Origin of the sequence: Candidatus Rubrimentiphilum sp. (genome assembly GCA_035710515.1) — a bacterium.
Lineage (GTDB): Bacteria > Vulcanimicrobiota > Vulcanimicrobiia > Vulcanimicrobiales > Vulcanimicrobiaceae > Rubrimentiphilum.
Genome location: DASTDE010000001.1, coordinates 658,898 through 676,119 on the forward strand (window position 1 = coordinate 658,898; position 17,222 = coordinate 676,119).

The 17,222-nt window shown below is 61.4% G+C and carries 13 protein-coding genes; 11 read left to right on the forward strand and 2 right to left on the reverse strand.

Annotated elements, in window-relative coordinates; all coding sequences use genetic code 11:
- Positions 1 to 179 precede the first annotated feature (179 nt).
- The gene (gene mtnA / locus VFO29_03320; GenBank protein HET9392545.1) at positions 180 to 1,229 is read left to right on the forward strand and encodes an S-methyl-5-thioribose-1-phosphate isomerase; all 1,050 of its coding nucleotides are present in this window, start codon (positions 180 to 182) and stop codon (positions 1,227 to 1,229) included.
- On the opposite strand, the gene VFO29_03325 is transcribed toward mtnA, so the two are convergent.
- Positions 1,216 to 2,568, reverse strand: coding sequence for an FAD-dependent oxidoreductase (locus VFO29_03325; GenBank protein ID HET9392546.1), 1,353 nt, complete (start codon positions 2,566 to 2,568; stop codon positions 1,216 to 1,218). The genes mtnA and VFO29_03325 overlap by 14 nt on opposite strands.
- A gap of 22 nt (positions 2,569 to 2,590) precedes the next feature.
- Positions 2,591 to 3,289, reverse strand: coding sequence for a carbonic anhydrase (locus VFO29_03330; protein ID HET9392547.1), 699 nt, complete (start codon positions 3,287 to 3,289; stop codon positions 2,591 to 2,593).
- A 69-nt stretch (positions 3,290 to 3,358) separates the two neighbouring features.
- Here VFO29_03330 and VFO29_03335 point away from each other — a divergent pair, with 69 nt between their 5' ends.
- The 10 genes from VFO29_03335 to VFO29_03380 are packed head-to-tail and all read left to right on the forward strand — an operon-like array spanning position 3,359 to position 17,221.
- Positions 3,359 to 4,342, forward strand: coding sequence for a hypothetical protein (locus VFO29_03335; protein ID HET9392548.1), 984 nt, complete (start codon positions 3,359 to 3,361; stop codon positions 4,340 to 4,342).
- Complete coding sequence (gene purB, locus VFO29_03340) at positions 4,339 to 5,754, forward strand: adenylosuccinate lyase (GenBank protein HET9392549.1); 1,416 nt, start codon at positions 4,339 to 4,341, stop codon at positions 5,752 to 5,754. The genes VFO29_03335 and purB overlap by 4 nt, the downstream gene beginning before the upstream one ends.
- A 55-nt stretch (positions 5,755 to 5,809) precedes the next feature.
- Positions 5,810 to 7,012 (forward strand): phosphoribosylaminoimidazolesuccinocarboxamide synthase, encoded by a 1,203-nt coding sequence (locus VFO29_03345; GenBank protein ID HET9392550.1) that lies wholly within the window; start codon positions 5,810 to 5,812, stop codon positions 7,010 to 7,012.
- Positions 7,013 to 7,025: 13 nt separating this feature from the next.
- Entirely contained in the window at positions 7,026 to 9,098 is a 2,073-nt protein-coding gene (gene purL / locus VFO29_03350; protein ID HET9392551.1) for a phosphoribosylformylglycinamidine synthase subunit PurL, read from the forward strand.
- Complete coding sequence (gene purQ, locus VFO29_03355) at positions 9,095 to 9,877, forward strand: phosphoribosylformylglycinamidine synthase I (GenBank protein ID HET9392552.1); 783 nt, start codon at positions 9,095 to 9,097, stop codon at positions 9,875 to 9,877. The genes purL and purQ overlap by 4 nt, the downstream gene beginning before the upstream one ends.
- Positions 9,874 to 10,491, forward strand: a complete 618-nt coding sequence (locus tag VFO29_03360) for a DJ-1/PfpI family protein (protein HET9392553.1) — start codon at positions 9,874 to 9,876, stop codon at positions 10,489 to 10,491. The genes purQ and VFO29_03360 overlap by 4 nt, the downstream gene beginning before the upstream one ends.
- Positions 10,488 to 11,180 (forward strand): fimbria/pilus periplasmic chaperone, encoded by a 693-nt coding sequence (locus VFO29_03365; protein HET9392554.1) that lies wholly within the window; start codon positions 10,488 to 10,490, stop codon positions 11,178 to 11,180. The genes VFO29_03360 and VFO29_03365 overlap by 4 nt, the downstream gene beginning before the upstream one ends.
- On the forward strand, positions 11,177 to 13,447 hold the full coding sequence (locus tag VFO29_03370; protein ID HET9392555.1) for a fimbria/pilus outer membrane usher protein: 2,271 nt from the start codon (positions 11,177 to 11,179) through the stop codon (positions 13,445 to 13,447). Before VFO29_03365 ends, VFO29_03370 begins: the two co-directional genes overlap by 4 nt.
- Before the next feature lie 53 nt (positions 13,448 to 13,500).
- Positions 13,501 to 16,239, forward strand: a complete 2,739-nt coding sequence (locus VFO29_03375; GenBank protein ID HET9392556.1) for a TonB-dependent receptor — start codon at positions 13,501 to 13,503, stop codon at positions 16,237 to 16,239.
- Positions 16,232 to 17,221: an ATP-binding protein gene (locus VFO29_03380; GenBank protein HET9392557.1), complete on the forward strand. Its 990-nt coding sequence runs from the start codon at positions 16,232 to 16,234 to the stop codon at positions 17,219 to 17,221. Before VFO29_03375 ends, VFO29_03380 begins: the two co-directional genes overlap by 8 nt.
- The last annotated feature ends 1 nt before the right edge of the window (position 17,222 follow it).

Below are 17,222 nucleotides of genomic sequence, written 5' to 3' on the forward strand. Positions count from 1 at the left end.
GCTGAGAAAGGGTTCCAAAACGAGCCGCAACGCTGCCGCGATTGCCGGCAGGCGCGCAAGGCTCCAGGAGCCGCGGCGGGCGGAAATCGCCCAAGCCACGAGGCGGTCTGCGCGGAATGCGGCACTAACACGACCGTGCCGTTCAAACCGCGTGGTGATCGTCCCGTGTACTGCCGGACGTGCTACACGGCACACGCGCCGGCCGCATCCGTCTAGCGATCGAAACCCCGCAAGCCGTTCGGTGGACCGGCGACGCGATCGAATACGTCGATCAGCGTCTGCTTCCGCATGAAACCGTCGTCCGCCGCGCGACGACGGCGGAAGAATTAGAAGCCGCCATAAAAACGCTGGCCGTGCGCGGCGCGCCGTGCATCGGCGTCTTTGGCGCGTACGGCGTGGCGCTCTTGCGCAAGCAAATCACCGACGACAAACAGTTTGAAAAAGCGGTCGAGCGCGTGCGCAGCGCGCGGCCGACGGCCGTGAATTTACGCTGGGCGATCGATCGGGTGCTGAAATCGAAGGACATGCTCGCCGAAGCGCAAGCGATTCACCAGGAACAGCACGAGATCGACCGGCGCATCGCTGAGTCGGCGGCGGAGCTCATCGCACCGAATGCGGCGATCTATACGCACTGCCACACCGGTTCGCTCGCCACCGCAGGCGCCGGCACCGCGCTTGGCACGATCATCTTTGCGGCGCGCGCCGGGAAGAAGCCGCGCGTGTTTGTGGGCGAGACGCGTCCGCTCTTGCAAGGCGGCCGCCTGACGTACTACGAGCTTGCGCAAGCCGGCGTTGATGCGACGCTCGTTGTTGATTCCGCGGCCGCCATCTCCATGCAACGTAAAGAAATCGACCTCGTAATCGTCGGCGCCGACCGCATCGCGCGCAACGGCGATACCGCAAACAAAATCGGCACGTACGGTCTGGCGATTCTAGCCGCGCACCACCGCATTCCGTTCTATGTCGCCGCGCCGCGCTCGACGTTCGACTTTACGCTGGAGAACGGCACGAAGATACCGATCGAAGAGCGTTCGCCCGACGAAGTGGCCGGCTTCGGGAAAACGCGCGTGGCCTTATCGGGCGCAAATGCTTACAATCCGGCGTTCGACGTTACACCGAATCATCTCATAACCGCTTTCATTACCGAGTATGGGATTTTACGCCCGCCCTACGGCGAGTCGATCGCCGATCTTGAACTTCGTCCCAGCGTCTTATTTACGCCGCGCTGATAACGTCGTCGGCAGCAGCTTCGCCCGTACGCACGGCGCCTTCCATAAGGCCATGCATTTCGGTCGCGCGTTCGGTCCCGGCAAAGTGAATGCGGCCCGCCGGTTCGTGCAGCACTTGTCCATAGTTCGTGAGCACGCCGGGGGGAAAGTGCGCGATCATGCCGCCGAGCGACCAGGGTTCCGCGGCCCAGTCCGTTTCTAGATGCGCTCTTGGTGATAGCGCTTTGGGGCCAAAGCGTGCGGCGAGCGAGTGCAGCCAGATGTCGCGGCGCTCCGCCGGGTCCATCGTTGCGCCCTTGATGGCTTGCGGTCCGAACATGTAGCTGCTCAGGATCCCGACGTTCAGCGAACGCGGCGACTGATCGAGTGCTACGGGAACGGGCAAGTCGGGCGCCGTGCTAAAACCGTTAAATCCGTCTTTGCGCCAGAACGGTTCATCGTAGATCGTAATGCCGCGAATCGCCGCGCCGGACAGCAAACGGCGCATCAGCTGCCCGTGCATGGGCGGCAGCATCGGGTCGTATTCGATACGGCTGGCCAAAAACGGGGGCGTAGCGACGATGACACGCCGCGCCTCGACGGTTACGCCATCTGCAATCACTTCCACGCCGGTGGCCGTCTGCTTGATGCGCCGCACCGGTGAAGAGAGCCGCAGCGCGCTGCCAAGTTTCGCGCCCATGCGGTTTGCAATTTCGGGGGCTCCGCCGTCAACAAGATGCGTTTCCGTGAAATGGGCGTCGACGTAATACTCAAACTTTCCGCCGCCGCGCGCGAGTACGCAGGCGCCCAGCAGCGACACTTCGCGCGGGTCGGTGCAGAAGAGGGTTGTCATGACCGTTTTCATCATCTTGGCCGCTGTGGGCGTCGGTAAGTTCCACCACGAATCGATCCAAGCACCCAGAGTTTGCGAATCGAGCGATTTCGCGCCCGGCGTTTCCCATGGCTTGCCGACCGGCATTTTTTTTACGATGCGATCGAGATCCCAAAACGCGGTTCCGAGGCCTGCCAGTGAGAAGATGTCCATCGCCGGAATGTCTTTGTAGCGGCGATTCTTTCCGCCTAGATGCAGAAGCGAATCGCCGGTTTCGTATTGCGGATAAACTTCCAGACCGAACTCGCGGCAGAGTTCGAACATACGGTCTTGACGCTTGCCTATCCAGGTGCCGCCGACGGAAACGACGGTTCCGTCGGCAGCCGTTCGATTCCATGCGCGTCCGCCCACGCGATCGCGCGCCTCGAGCAGCGTAACCGTTTGTCCGCGATCCAGCAGCCGCCTCGCTGCGGCCAAACCTGCAAACCCCGCACCCACTACGCAGTAATCGGTACGTAAGTTTTCCATCGGGTTACGCCTTTCGAGAGCGCTAGAGTAGGTTTACCTTGCCGGTCTTCAAGTCGTAAACCGCGCTGACGACTTGCAGTTTTTTCGCAGCGACCGCGGGGCCGAGAATTGGTTTTTGCGAGGATAGCTTGGCGGCGTTCATGCGCGCGTTTTCAGCGATGGCGTTGACGTATTTGTCGCCGGCCATGCCCTTCGTCGCCTTGACCGCCGGCGTGATCGCATTAACGATCGCGATAATGTCGCCGGGCGCAGATGCTTTCGGATTTCCGTATGCGTCGACGGTCGCGTGCACTGCACCGCAATTCGAATGGCCCAACACCATGAGGAAGGGCGAGTCAAAATGCGCGAACGCGTATTCGAATGAACCGATGCCGCCCGTCTCGGCGTAATTGCCGGCGACACGGACGACGAACAAATCGCCTAAGCCCTGATCGAAAATGAGTTCGGGCGGGACGCGGGAGTCGGCACAACTCAGGATCATTGCAAAGGGGCGTTGGCTGCCGGAGAGCTCGTCGCGGCGGGCCGTCAGGTCGCCGTGAACCGTCTTGCCGGCCATGTAGCGGGCGTTTCCCGCCATTAGGCGGGCGATAATGGCGCTGGCTGCGGGATGGGGCATCGGGGCGGGCTTGGCTGCGGCTAATCTGGCCATCGGCAGACCCGCGAGAGCGGCCCCCGTGACGATTCCGGAGCTTGCCAGAAAATTGCGGCGCGAAATGGACATTTCCACCTCCTCATGGGGGGCGCTTTGGCTCCAACGGGGCGGCCCGCCTTCTCCCCGAATACGCCCGGCGTGAAGTTTTACGACTTTGTCGATAAGCAGCCGGCGATCGGCAAGCTCGTGATTATCGAAGGCGAAGGGCGCTTGTTGGCGGACCGTGCCTTGGAAATAATCGTCGATCGCGTTCTTCCCGACGAGACGCGCGACCTGAATCTCGATCGCTTTCCCGCGAGTGAACTCACCGACACCGGACGCCTCCGCGAAGCGGTGCAGGCGATGCCGTTTCTGGCGCCATCGCGACTTATCGTGATTACCGACGCGCAAACGTTGAAGACAGCGATCCGCCGTGATATTTGGAGCGTCGCCGAAGCCGTGCCGGAAGGTAACACGCTCGTCATCTGCGATCTGCTTTCGCCACGCGCGCAACGCCCGGAGCCATTCGGCGCGATGGCCGGGCGAAGTGCGCTGCGCGTCGACACCTCGGTAAACGATGCCGTGCGCGCGCGCTTTATCGAAGAGACGCTCAAAGAATTAAAAGCAACCGCCGAGCCGCGCGTCGTCGGCGCGCTGTCGGCCAGCAACGCCGATCTCGCCGCTATTCGTAACGACTTACAAAAACTCGCGCTGAGCGGCAAGAAAATAACGTTCAGCGATCTCGAAAGCGAGACGCTTTCGATCGAAGATCCCAAAGCGTACAAATACGCCGGAGCGCTGGTCGAAGGCCGCATCGCCGAAGCGCTTTCCATCGCGCATGAAATGTTTGCCAGCGACCGAAGCGCCGGCGTGCCGCTGGTATATGCGGCTGCGACTGAATGCGGACTGCTCTGGGAGCTCGCCCGCGGCGGCCAACTGAGCGGGCGTTCGGCTTGGCGGTCGCGCGCGCTCGGCCCAATTGCCGCACGCGTCGGCGAACAGCGGGCGCGCCGCGCCTTCGAGCGAGCCATCGGCGCGTTCGACGCTATCGTCACGGGCCGCATCGAAGACCCCGAGCTGGTCGTCGAACTGCTGACCACGGAACTGTCCGCCCTCAGCGCGAAACGTCCAACCACCGCATGAATTACGACTCGTACGCGTCCCCGTTCTCCTGGAGATACGGAAGCGCGGAGCTGCGCGCGCTGTTTTCGGAAAAGGAGCGCCGTAAACTCTGGCGACAGGTTTGGCTTGCGTTGGCGGAGGCGCAATCGCGTCACGGACTGGTTACGAAAGACGAGCTCGAGGATATTCGCGCGCATGCCGGCGACGTCGACATCGAAGCTGCGCTCAAGATCGAAAACGAAATTCACCACGACTTGATGGCCGAAATCCGCGTCTTCGCGTCGCAAGCCAAGACCGGCGGCGGAAAACTGCATCTCGGTTCGACGTCGATGGACGTCGAGGACACCGTTGAAACCTACCGTTTGCGCCGCGCGACCGCGCTGATTGGCGCAGCGCTCGACGAATTGCTGCGCGCCTTTGCGAAAAAGGTTCGCGAGCACGCCGATCTGGTTTGCATGGCGTTCACGCATCTGCAGCCTGCCGAGCCGACGACGCTCGGCTATCGCTTTGCGGTCTACGCGCAAGACCTCTTGATCGACGACACCACGTTGCGCTTCGTCTTCGAAAACCTGACCGCCAAAGGCATGCGCGGCGCGGTCGGCACGTCCGCTTCATACGAACAACTGCTTAATGGCAGCGGCTCGGCGGAGACGTTGGAGAAGGCGGTGCTCGAGCGCTTCGGTTTGACTGCCCGCGAGATTAGCACGCAAACGTATCCACGCAAACTCGACTACATGCTCTTGAGCGCGCTGGCCGGCATCGGCGCATCGCTTTCAAAGTTTGCGGCCGACATTCGCATCCTTAGCTCGCCGGAGTTCGGCGAAGTCTTCGAACCATTCGCCGAAAAACAAGTCGGCAGTTCCGCGATGCCGTTCAAACGTAACCCCATTCTGTGTGAACGCATCGGATCGCTCGCGCGCATGTTGCCCGCGTACGCTGAAGTCGCTTGGCAAAATGCGGCCACGAATTATCTTGAGCGCACGCTCGACGACAGCGCCAACCGCCGCACGATTTTGCCCGAGGCGCTGCTCTGCACCGACGAAATCATTCGCCTCGCGCTGAAGGTTGTGAACGGTTTGACCGTCGAGACGAAGCGCATCGCGGAAAATCTGCGCACGTACGGTCCTTTCGCCGGAACGGAGTCCGTGCTATTGGAGGCTGTGCGCGCCGGCGGCGACCGTCAGGAGTTGCACGAAGTGTTGCGCGCCGCCGCAATGCAATCGTGGAAAGCGATCGCGCAAGGCAAGGAAAACCCGCTCGGCCAGCTCCTCACCGAAGAACCCGAACTCACGAATCGGATCGATCCGGCGGAGATCCGCCGCCTGCTGGAGCCGTCGAAACATATTGGCAATGCAGCGCCGCGCGCATTATTGCTAGCGGCGAAGATCGACGCACTACCAGCCTTTCCGACTCAACCAACGGTGGTGGCGTAATGCGTGTCATCCTGAGGTATCGAAGGACCCTGAGGTATCGAAGGGTTGCTTTAAAATGAACAAAGGCATGGAGATCGCGCACGGCAAGACCAAAGTGCTATACGAAAGCCCCGGTCAGCCGGACATGGCGGTGGTAAAGCAAACGGATGCGATTAGCGCGGGCGACGGCGCGCGGCGCAACGAGATTGCCGGCAAAGGCCGGCTCGCGGCGCAGACAACCGCGCGCGTTTTCCGCTTGCTCAATCTCTGCGGCCTTCCCACGCACTACTTGAGCGGCGGCGAAGACGACGATCAAAACGAAATGCTGGTCCGCCGTTGCAACATGATTCCGCTGGAAGTGGTGGTGCGCGGCGTAGCCGCCGGATCGTTCGTGAAACGCAATCCCGGCATGCAGCGCGGCGCGATGCTGGTTCCGCGCCTGCTCGAGTTTTTCATAAAGGACGACGCCAACCACGATCCGCTCATCACGCCGGACGAAATCGTTTCGCGCAACATCGCGCAGCCGCAAGAGATCGCCGCGATGAGCGAGATCGCGCGCATCACCTTCGAGATCCTCGCGCACGCCTGGCGCAAACGCGATGTAATGCTCGTAGATCTCAAGGTCGAATTCGGCCGGCTGGCAGGCGGCGAGAACCAGGGCCAACTCGTGATCGCGGACGTGATCGACAACGACTCGTGGCGCATCTGGCCCGGCGGCCGCGAAGACCGCATGCTCGACAAACAGATCTACCGCAACCTTGAAAAAGTCGATGACGAAGCTTTGAATTACGTGAAAAGCGCCTACGAACAGGTGGCCGATATGACGGGCGGGTTCCCGGTCATGCGCCCTGGCATGGTGGCGATCTTTGCGGAAAACGCCGAGCAGACGGCGCAAGTCAACGCGCTTTCGCAGGCGCTCGGACAACTCGGCTTGCCGATGATTCGACACGTCGCCAGCGCCGCGAAGACGCCCGGTTTCGTGCTGCAGCTCGTCCAACAGCACGATGCGACATTTGCGCGCCTCATTTACATCGCATTATCCGGACCCGAAGGTGCGCTGCACGCGATGCTCGACGGCACCACGAGCGCGCCGGTCTTTGAAGCGAGCGGCAACGATCCGAATGCGGTCGCGCTGCAATGCGCGAAGGCGCTGGGTCTAGAAGACACCGTGATGTTCGGGCGCACGCTGATGGTGCAGACCAACGCGCGCTCCGCCGTGCTGCAAGCCGACGCCGCGCTCAACATGCAGCCCGGCCCGCCGCCGCCGAACTTTGCCTAAACCAACTTTGGCCTTGCGGCCCGACGAGTTGCGCCGCATCGCTGAAGGCTTGGGACGCGAACCGACCATCGTCGAGCTCCACGCCTTTGATGCGCAGTGGAGCGAGCATTGCTCCTACAAGAGCAGCCGGCATTTGCTCAAACAATTGCCGACGACGGGACCGGACGTTGTACTCGGCCCAGGTGAAGACGCGGGCATCTTGCATCTCGGCGAGCACAACGGCGTGCGTTACGGCGTAGTGATTGCGCACGAATCGCACAACCATCCGTCGCAAGTCGTGCCGTTTGAAGGCGCGGCTACCGGCGTCGGCGGGATCGTGCGCGACGTCTTGTGCATGGGCGCCGAAGTCATCGGCCTGGCGGACTGCTTGCGTTTCGGCCGCGTGGAAGATCCGAACTCGCACCAGCGGTACGTTGCGCAGCAAGTTGTCGATGGGATTGCGGCGTACGGCAATGCGATCGGCGTTCCAAACATTGCGGGCGACGTCTACTTCGACGAAGGCTTTAACGACAATTGCCTGGTCAACGTGATCGCGCTCGGGCTCGTGAAAGAAAGCGAGATCATCCACTCGCGCGCGCCCGAGAACTCCGCCGGCTGGGACATCGTGCTCGTCGGCAAGGCGACAGACGCCAGCGGATTCGGCGGCGCCTCATTTTCCTCGTTGACCCTCGAAGAAGCGAACCAAGAAGCCAACAAGAGCGCGGTTCAAGTTCCCGACCCATTCTTAAAGAATGTGATCATGCGCGCGAGTTATCGCGTGTTCGAATACTTGCGCGAGAAGAAGATCACCGCCGGATTTAAGGACCTCGGCGCCGGCGGGATCATGGGCTGCACGGCAGAGCTGTGCGCGGCGGGAGGCTACGGTGCGATTATCGATCTCGACGACGTAAATGTTGCGGTCGAAAATCTCCCGCCCGAAGTGATTGCGGTCGGCGAAACGCAGGAACGCCTCTGCTGGATTCTACCCGGCGACGCCACGCTCGACGTTCTGCGTATATATAATGAAGAGTTTTCGCTGCCGGAGATCGCGCGCGGCGCTCGCGCGGTCGTGATCGGCGCGGTGCAAAGCGATAAACGGTACGTGATGCGCCACGGCTCCGAAATAGTGATGGACGTCCCGATCGACTTTCTAACAGGCGCGATAAGTGAAGAGCGACCTTCAGCGTGTCATGGTGAGCCCGTCGAACCATCCCCGAGCAGCGCCCAACGGGCGCGTGACGAGGGGCTGCGTCAGCTGTTATCCGGCCTGAACGCATGCTCACGTGAGCCGCTCTTTAAACAATACGACGCGGTCGTGCGCGGAACGACGGTGATTGCGCGCGGAAGAGCGGACGCAGGCGTTATTGCGCCAGTTCCGGGCGCGCCGTTCGGCGTCGCCTTAAGCGTCGGCCGCAGCGTTTCGGAGGCGGTGCGCAAGGTCGTTGCGGTGGGAGCGCGGCCAATCGGATTAACCGACTGCCTCAACTTTGGCAACCCGAACAACGAAGAACATTACGCGCAGCTCGTCCGCGCGGTGTCGGATCTCGCTAACGACGCCAAAAAGTTCGAGCTGCCCTTCGTCTCGGGAAATGTGAGCCTGTACAACGAGTCATCTTCGGGAACGGCAATACCGTCCTCGCCAATCATCGGTTGTGTCGGCGTCGTCGACGACTTGCGAAATATTGTAACGCTTGGTTTTAAGCACCCCGAAAGCGATCTGTATTTTATCGCAACGCCGGGACTTGCCGTGGTGTGCGAGGCGATGGCGAAGCGGCTCGTGCTTTCGGCAAGCGCACTCGGCTCCGACGGGCTACTCAACGCTGCGGCGCGCATGGCGTTTGCGGCGGACAACGACTTCGGCGCAGAGTTTGGTGGCGCGCAGGCGTTTGTGGATCAATTCGACGGCTGGCTCATCGAAGTCGCAGACCCCGAAGCCTTCGCGCACCTTGCCGCGACGAGAATTCCGTCCGAGGCGTGGCGACGAGTTGGGACGACAACGGTCGCCGATCTCGAGGGAGAAGTTGATATCTCCGTGGGCGAGTCAGCGCACGACCTCGATGAACTGCGCGCGGCGTGGAGCAAACCGCTCACCGAGATTTACGCATGAGCGCGCGCGTTGCCGTGCTCGTATTCCCCGGCACGAATAGCGAAAGCGAAACAGTTCGCATTTGCCGCGACGTTGGCTTGGATGCAGAAAGCGTGCACTGGAGTAACGCCGGCCGCCTGCCGAGCTACGCCGCATACGTCTTGCCCGGCGGATTTGCGTACGAAGATCGCATTCGCGCCGGCGCGATCTCCGCGCACGATCCGATGATGGATTACGTGATAGAGGCAGCGGGTGAAGGCAAACTCGTGCTCGGTATTTGCAACGGTGCGCAAATTTTGTTGGAGGCCGGGCTCGTGCCGGGAACGGCCGCCGTCCGCAAACCGACTGCCGCGTTTACGCGCAACGCGCCGAGCGGCAAGTTCGTTTGCAAGCACGTGCACATAAAACTGGCGATAGATCCGGCGCGCTGCGCCATTACCGCCGCACTCCCAAACGGCGCCGTGATTCCGGCGTGGGCCGCGCACGGAGAAGGCCGCCTCGCGGCGAATGCGGAGCACTTGGATGAAATAACCTTAGGGAGTCATCTTGCTTTTGTGTACGCGCACGCGGACGGAACCGTTGACGACCGCGCCGTGCCGAACGGCTCCGCGCTCGGCTGCGCAGGCTTAACGAACAAGAAGGGCAACGTTCTCGCCATCATGCCGCACCCCGAGCGCGACGCTTGGAACTTCAACCATCCCGACGTGTGGCGCAACGATCGTGCGTCGGGCGACATTCTCGCTCCGTCAGGTGGAGCAACTTTGCTGCGAGCATTTGCTCACGCCGTGCGCGCGTTATGAAATCGCTGAAGCCCCCGCCGAACGGCCCGGTACTGGCAGCATTCGTTGTTGGACATGCAGCAAATATTATGGATATTGCCGGCGCATGGGAAGTCTTCCAAGACACCCACATCGAGGGGCGCGGACCCGGCTTCGTAACCGAGCTCGTCTCCGACACGATGGCGCCGATTGTGGCGGGTGGCCGCATGGTGCTTCAACCCAAGTACACATACGATACGATGCCCGCTGCGCCGAATGTCATCGTTATGGGCGCGCAAGCCGAACATACGCAGGCTAAGCTCGACTGGATTCGCAAAGCCAGCGCTACCGCCGACCTGACGATGTCGGTTTGCATCGGCGCATTCTTGCTGGCACGCACGGGTCTGCTCGACGGAATCACGGCCACGACGCATCACGATTTCTATGATGCGTTCTCCAAGGAGTTTCCGAAGGTTGATGTCGTTCGCGGCGTGCGTTATGTCGAACACGATCGGATCGCAAGCGCGGGCGGCCTGACCTCCGGCATCGAGCTCGCCCTGCGTGTGGTCGAACGCTACTACGGCGAAAAAACTGCCGCGCAGACCGCAAACTTCATGGAGTACACCCGCTCGCCGGAAAGGCCCGCGATCGCATGAAGCTCGTCGCGCTGTTCTGTGCGATCGTGGTATGTACCGGCGTGGCTTCGGCCGCGACCTTCGGCACCAAGCCGGGCAATCTCGAAATCGATCCGACGCATCCGATAGCGCAGGTTTCGTTTTCGAGCCTCAACGCGCTTACGGTAAACTTTGACGTAACCGTTCAACGTTGGACGCAAGTGCAGGGCAGCGACGTGTTTGCACCGGTTCCGGACTCGCTCGTCGTCCCGCCGATTTTTTCGATCCAGCCGTACGAGAGCAAACCTATCCGCGTCACGTTCCGTACACCGCAAACGCCGGGCGACGTCGAGGCGAGTTACATGGTCATCTTTACCGAGATCGTTCCGCCAACGGCGACGGCGAAAGCGCGCGTCGTGCAAGTGCCGCTCTTCGTTCCGCCGCATGCTCCTTCGGGCGAACCGACCTATAAACTCCGGCGCATCTCCGCCACGCAAGCCGAACTGATTGTCTCCAATCCGAGCAACGCGCACGTGTACATCGGAAAACTCACAATCACGTCGTCCGGAGAAACGGTGTATGACGGCACACCGTCGCGCTACATTCTGGCGGGTGGTTCGGCGGTTTTACCGTTGAAAATAACGTCGGCTATCACCGGCTCCGAAGCCGAGCTGAATATCGAAAACGAAACGGGCGAGAGCCGGACGGTACAGGCAGCCGTTACGCAATGATTCGCCGGGCGGCGATCGTGTGCACGTTCGTGCTGCTGACCTCGCAAGCCGCACTCGCGCAAGACGTCACCGGCACCGATTTCAGTGACCAAGTGCACTTACAGCATTGTCGCGTGCTGATAGACGGCGTTGAAGTCGCGGCCGATGCGGAGGTGTACATGCGCGACGAGGACGACAGCCTCTACGTTTCGGCCGACCAATTAGATGCGTGGCGCTTAAAGCACCCGCCAAAGCCATCATTTGTGCGCGACGGAGCTTTCTATTATGGGTTGCAGACCGATCTAAACCTGGCAACGTCTTACGACCGAGAGCTAGACGAATTGAATATCGTTGCGCGCCGCACCTCATTTGTGGGGCAGCCCGCCGCGACCGGTCCTCCCGTCACCTCACCGGGGCGGGGTTCGTTCCTGAACTATTCGTTAATGCGCCAAAACGGCACGTACGATTTTAACGCGGCGCTGTTCGGCGGCGTCGTTACCACACGCTACGTCAGCACCGCCGAGAACGGTTTGGAGTTTCATCGCGCGCGGACGAGATGGGTTCATTTGGATCCGGTGCATCACACGCTGTTGGGCATCGGCGAAGGCACAAGCGGTGATAACTGGCTGGCGACCAGCGTTCCGTTCGCGGGTATTCACTTCGGCAGCGATTTCTCGTCGGACCCAAACTACGTCGGTCACGAGCCACTGGTTGTCGTCGGCGTTGCGGCGAGTCCGTCGCTGCTGGAAGTCTTCATCGACAACATATTGCTGATTCGCCGCGACGTGCAGCAGGGGCCGTTCACCGTACGCGATCTGCCGCAATCGGCGGCCTATTCGGACGTGGTCATGGTGCTCACGGACGCGAACGGCAAAAAAGACGTCCAAGTTGCGCGGCCGGTTGTCGATCCGGATTTTTTCGGGAAAGGCAAGTCCGCATATGCTTTTAACGCCGGCATCGGCCAAGAGAATGTCGGTTTACGCAACACGTACTATCGCCATGCGGTGTTTGGCGGCAAGTTCGATTTCGGCATTACGAACGACCTCACGGCGGAGGTGTACGCCGAATCGATCAACGGCGAGAATTTTATCGACGCGGGAGCCGACATCCGGCTGGGCCCGGACCACACGCTTGAGTTTCGAGCCGGCGGCGGAAACAAGCGGCGCTCGGGACAGGTGCGGTACAATTTGCGCCGCGGACATTTCCAGTTTAACGAGATCTTCGGGTATAACTCGCTCCGTACGGATCCCATCGAAGGCGAAGACTTCGGTGTCGTCACCAACATTTCGGAAGCTACCGAGCTTTCCATCGAGTTGAGCCGCAAATGGACGCTGGCGTTCCGCCTGGATCGCAATCGCGATAGCGAAGGTTCGAATTCCTCGCTCCTAACGAGTAAACTCCGGTACCGCATCAGTACGTTTACCTTTGAAATCAGCCCATTCTACGATTTCGTCACACACCGCACGTATGGAAACATGTCCGTCAACTTCGCCGTTGGGATTGGCAGGCGGGCGGGTATGCGCTCGTCGGTCACCAACAGGGGCGATACGACTGCGGCGATCGATTATGCCAAACAGAATGTCGAGCCGGGCGATCCGCTCTCGTACCAGGCGCAATGGTCGGCAAACAAGTCTCAAGATCGCCGGTTTTCCATGACCGAAGAACTTCCGTGGGCTTCGACCAACTTCACGTTCCAGCAGCAGAACGGCCGCAAGATCTACGAACCCCAGGTTTCGGGTGCGCTGGCGTTTCTCGGCGGCCGCATTTATGCGCTGCGCACGGTGAGCTCCAGCGATTCCTTCGGCATGGTCCACGTCGCAGGTCTGCCGCACGCGCACGTTACGGTGAACGACGAGGCGGCCGGGCTGACGGACGCGCGAGGCGATCTCCTATTGAAACGCCTCGCCTCGTTTCGCGACAACGCGATCGCCGTTTCGGCGGAAGATGTTCCGTTGAGTTTGAATGTGCCGGATCCCAAGCACGTGACGCCGGCCAGCTCATCGCCGGTCGCGGTGCGGATTCCGATTGCCGTCGTCGGCAGTTTTACGTTTCATGTCGTCGATGACAAAGGTGCGCCGTTGCCTGCGGGCAGCGTACTTGTGGGCGACCAGGGCAAGTACATCGTCGGATATGCGGGGCGCGTTTACGTGGCGGGGGTCGGCGCCGGAGTTCAGCGTTTCAGCAGTACCGCCGGCGGTGTGCCGTGCACGGCGCAGCTCAACGTGCCGTCAAATCTCGGCACAGTTCCCGATTTAGGACAGGCCGTCTGCGCTCACTTGTCATCCTGAGGTATCGAAGGGCTCTCAGCGATCTCTTATGACGCGTCCTTACGCTCGAAAGCATGGGACATCTACGGCTTTGGCTCGCTTTGGTTTTGCTCATGGGTTCGGCGGGAGGAGCGGCACGCGCCGCGGGCACAACCGCCGTCATAACGGTGCGCGACGCGAAGTCGCACGCGCTGCTGGCGGACGCGCAAGTCACGATCACCGGCGGAACATTCATCGCGACCACCACGGATGACACGGGCCGCGTCGAACTCGACGGCGTTGCACCCGGCACGTACGACGTCACAAGCTGGAAGCCGAACTACGCTCCGCACGCCGACAAGTTTATCGTAACCGGAACTGCGCCGGTGAGTTTGGTCGTCCAACTCTCGCTCCGCCTGAAACAAGTTGCCGCCGTTCGCGCGGCTTCGACAAACCCGATTGCCGGCATCGTCGTCGGGGGAACGCCTGCGCAGAGGATCGCGTCGTCACTCAGCGGCGCCATCGACCGAAGCATGGGCTCGCAAGTTCTGACTGCAAACAACGATCCGAACTCGCCCGTCACCGTTTCGCTGCATGGACACGGTACCGAACAAACCGCCGTGATGCTCGAGGGTGTGCCGCTTTCTCCGCCCGGTCAGACTGCCGACTTACGCACGATCGGAACCGGTCTTTTCACGAGCGCCAATGTCTCGTTTGCGTCAACGCCGCTGGGCGCGGCAGGTTCCGTGAATTTTCATGCACCGTCAGCCACCACGGATCTGCAGCACCTCGCCCAAACGACTTACGGATCGTATAACGCTTTCGGCAATCGTTACCAGGTGACTGGAACCTCCGGCAAGGTCGGCGCAGTCTTCGAATTCAATGCGCAATCGCAGCAGAGCCCGCTAAGTAGCGCCTCCCATGCCAGCGACAACGGCGCGTTGCTTAGCCTGCACGACGCGGTCTCGCCTAACTTTTCGCTGGTCGGACTCGCGCTGAACCGGACGTACGGGGCGGATCCGGTCTGCGCGCTTGCAACGACGATTCAGCCCTGCGGCCTGCTGCCCGGAAGTCCGACGCGCGGGCAATTCCGTTTAACAACCGTTGGCGCGGACTTCGAATTCGGTGCGGTTGCCGGCAACGTAAAACTGTTTCGCACGCAGAACGATCGTGCGAGCCTTTCAACCTTTACGACCGCCGGCGGCGGCTATTCGTTCGGCTTCGTCACCTCGGCAGGGCAGCACACATTCACCGCGAGCGGCGTGTCATACCACTTTAACGACATGCTTGCAGCGGCCACGCAACCCTTACAAACCGCTGCCGGCAGCTACGTTTCGTACGCGCTCGACGATACTTTCAAAGCGAATCCTAAGCTGACGTTGACAGCCGGCGCGAATCTCGTACAGCAACCCGGGCTGCCGTTAGAATCTGCTGCCAATCTCAGCGCGCTGTGGCGGCCGGCGCAAAGCGATAGTCTGACGCTGACCGCGTCCAGCGGCGGCATTCAGCCCTCGCAGAAGAGCGTGAGCGCGTTTACCGATCCCGCGAGCGCAGCATATGATTGCGCAGCCGGAAATGTGGTTGCCGGCGGGCCCGCTCAAGCGCCGGGCAAACCGACGCAGCAAGGCCTCACCTTGCAAGTCGAACACTCCACCGCGAAAGCCACTTATGACGTCTATCTGTACGATCAAATTCAGCGCGACCAGCTGCTGACGACGTCAGTCACCGCTGCCTCGCAACCGCCGGGATTCTTTCCGCCGGGCTACCTGCAGTCATTAAATGCGACCTGGAGTCTGCCGGGCGTGTGCGGCGCTCAACCGTTCGCGCCAAACGGCGTCTTCATAAGCCGGCAGATTGCCGGAACGACACAGCTCTTCCGCGGAATCGATCTCTCCGCGCGGATGACGGTGGGCCACAACTCATCGGTCTACGGTTCGTACTCGGTGACCGGTGCGACCCTGCTCGCCGCGCCGCAGCTTGCGTCAAGCGCGAGCACGACTCCGATCGGCGGACAACTCCCAGGCGTTCCGCAACAACGCGCGTCGCTCGCACTCGATACGCTGGCGATTCACAGCGACCTAGATTTCGTTACCGATCTCGAATATGTCGCGGGAGGCAATCCCCAGCACTTGCCCTCGTACGTCACGACAAATCTCGGGCTGGAGAAGCGTTTGGGCAATGGCGCGCTGACGCTCACGATGACGAACGTATTCAACAGTTTCGCCGGCACGTACTCGAGTAATGCAAACGCGGTGTCGGTTGCGCTCTCCAACGGATCCTCGCTCTTGCTTCCGGCGCGTCCGAACGCGCCGCGCAGCTTCCAACTCAGCTATACGATTGGAAGCAAGCCGCCGCAGATCGACCTCGAAGCGCAGGTGGCCGCCGCTGCCGCGCCACCCAAGGAACGCGCGGGTGGCGGCGACGCGCACTTGAAAGAACCGCCGCCGGGCGCGAATACACTCGAGGTCCGTACCGACGATCCGGCCTGCACGAGCGACATGCGTGCCGCGTATGCGACCGCGCTGCACGAGATCGATCTCTACCGGACCGCGCTCGAGCACGGAACAAGCCTTCCGACCTTTACGGATTTAACGCTCGTTCCGCACCGGCAAAGCGATGGCGGCTATTGGCTGGAGATTCAGTACGGCAAGAGCTTTGCGCCGATTCGCAACTTCGTGCAAGCGTGCGCCTATATCACCGTACTCGACTACGACACCGCCGTGGCGCGCAAGCTCGGCATCGCCCCATACTTCACCCAGTCCTATGCGCCGCAGATCGGGATTTACGTGGTCCTGCCCCGAACGCTAAAACGGGGCGGAGGCATTATTGGCTAAACGCGTTTTTCTGGCTCAGTTCTTTCTTTTTGCGGTCCTATTTTTCATTACCGGCATGACCATCGGGCTGGTGACGGCGGCGCAGCTCGAGCGCCAGTCGCGTGCGGCCGCCGCGTTCATCACGGAGCACCGGACCCAACTGGCCGAAAGGCGCTTGCCCACGCGCTTCGTGATTGCGGGTGAGGCGCCGGTGCGCTGGATCGTTCTTACGGGAAGCTGGCTGGTGGTGTTGCCGCTCTCGCTGCTCGCTGCGGCGCTAACGTATTGGGTGTTTCGCCGCGCGCTGCGCGACGAGTCGTTCGAGCTGGCGCGTTCACACGATCTCGCCGCGCGTCAATTTCTGACCGATGCCGGGCACGAATTGCGTACACCTTTGACCGTGCTGAGCGGCTACACGGAAGTGCTCGACAGAAGCGGCCCGCTCGACCGGGAGGTCAGCTCGAAACTCGTCACAACGATGCGAGAGCAAGTGGCCTTGATGGCGCGCATGATCGACCGGCTGTTACTGATGGCGCGCCTCGATCGTCCGTTGCAGAAGGCCGCCGCGCCGGTCAACGTCTCGGAGATTGCGGCGCGACTCGTCCGGGCCTTTGAGCCGCTGGCCGGCAACCGGCTTGTAGCGCAGATCGAAGCCGATTGTCACGCGCGCGTTGATGAGAACGAATTGTACGAAGCGATCAGTAACATCGTTGACAACGCGTTGAAGTATGCGCCGCAATCGGCGGTCGATCTGCGCGTGAGCCGAAACGATGGCCGCATCGAGATCGTCGTGCGCGACGGCGGCCCGGGTATGGACAAGGCGGACTTGGCGCGTGCTTTCGACCGGTTCTTTCGGGGCGGCGCACGCACCGATATCGGCGGCTCCGGAATCGGGCTTTCGATCGCAAAAGCAATTGTCGAGCGCTATCATGGGACGCTGGCGCTCGCGAGCGAGCCGGGCACGGGTACGGTCGTGACGATCTCGCTGCCGAGCGCCGCGTGAC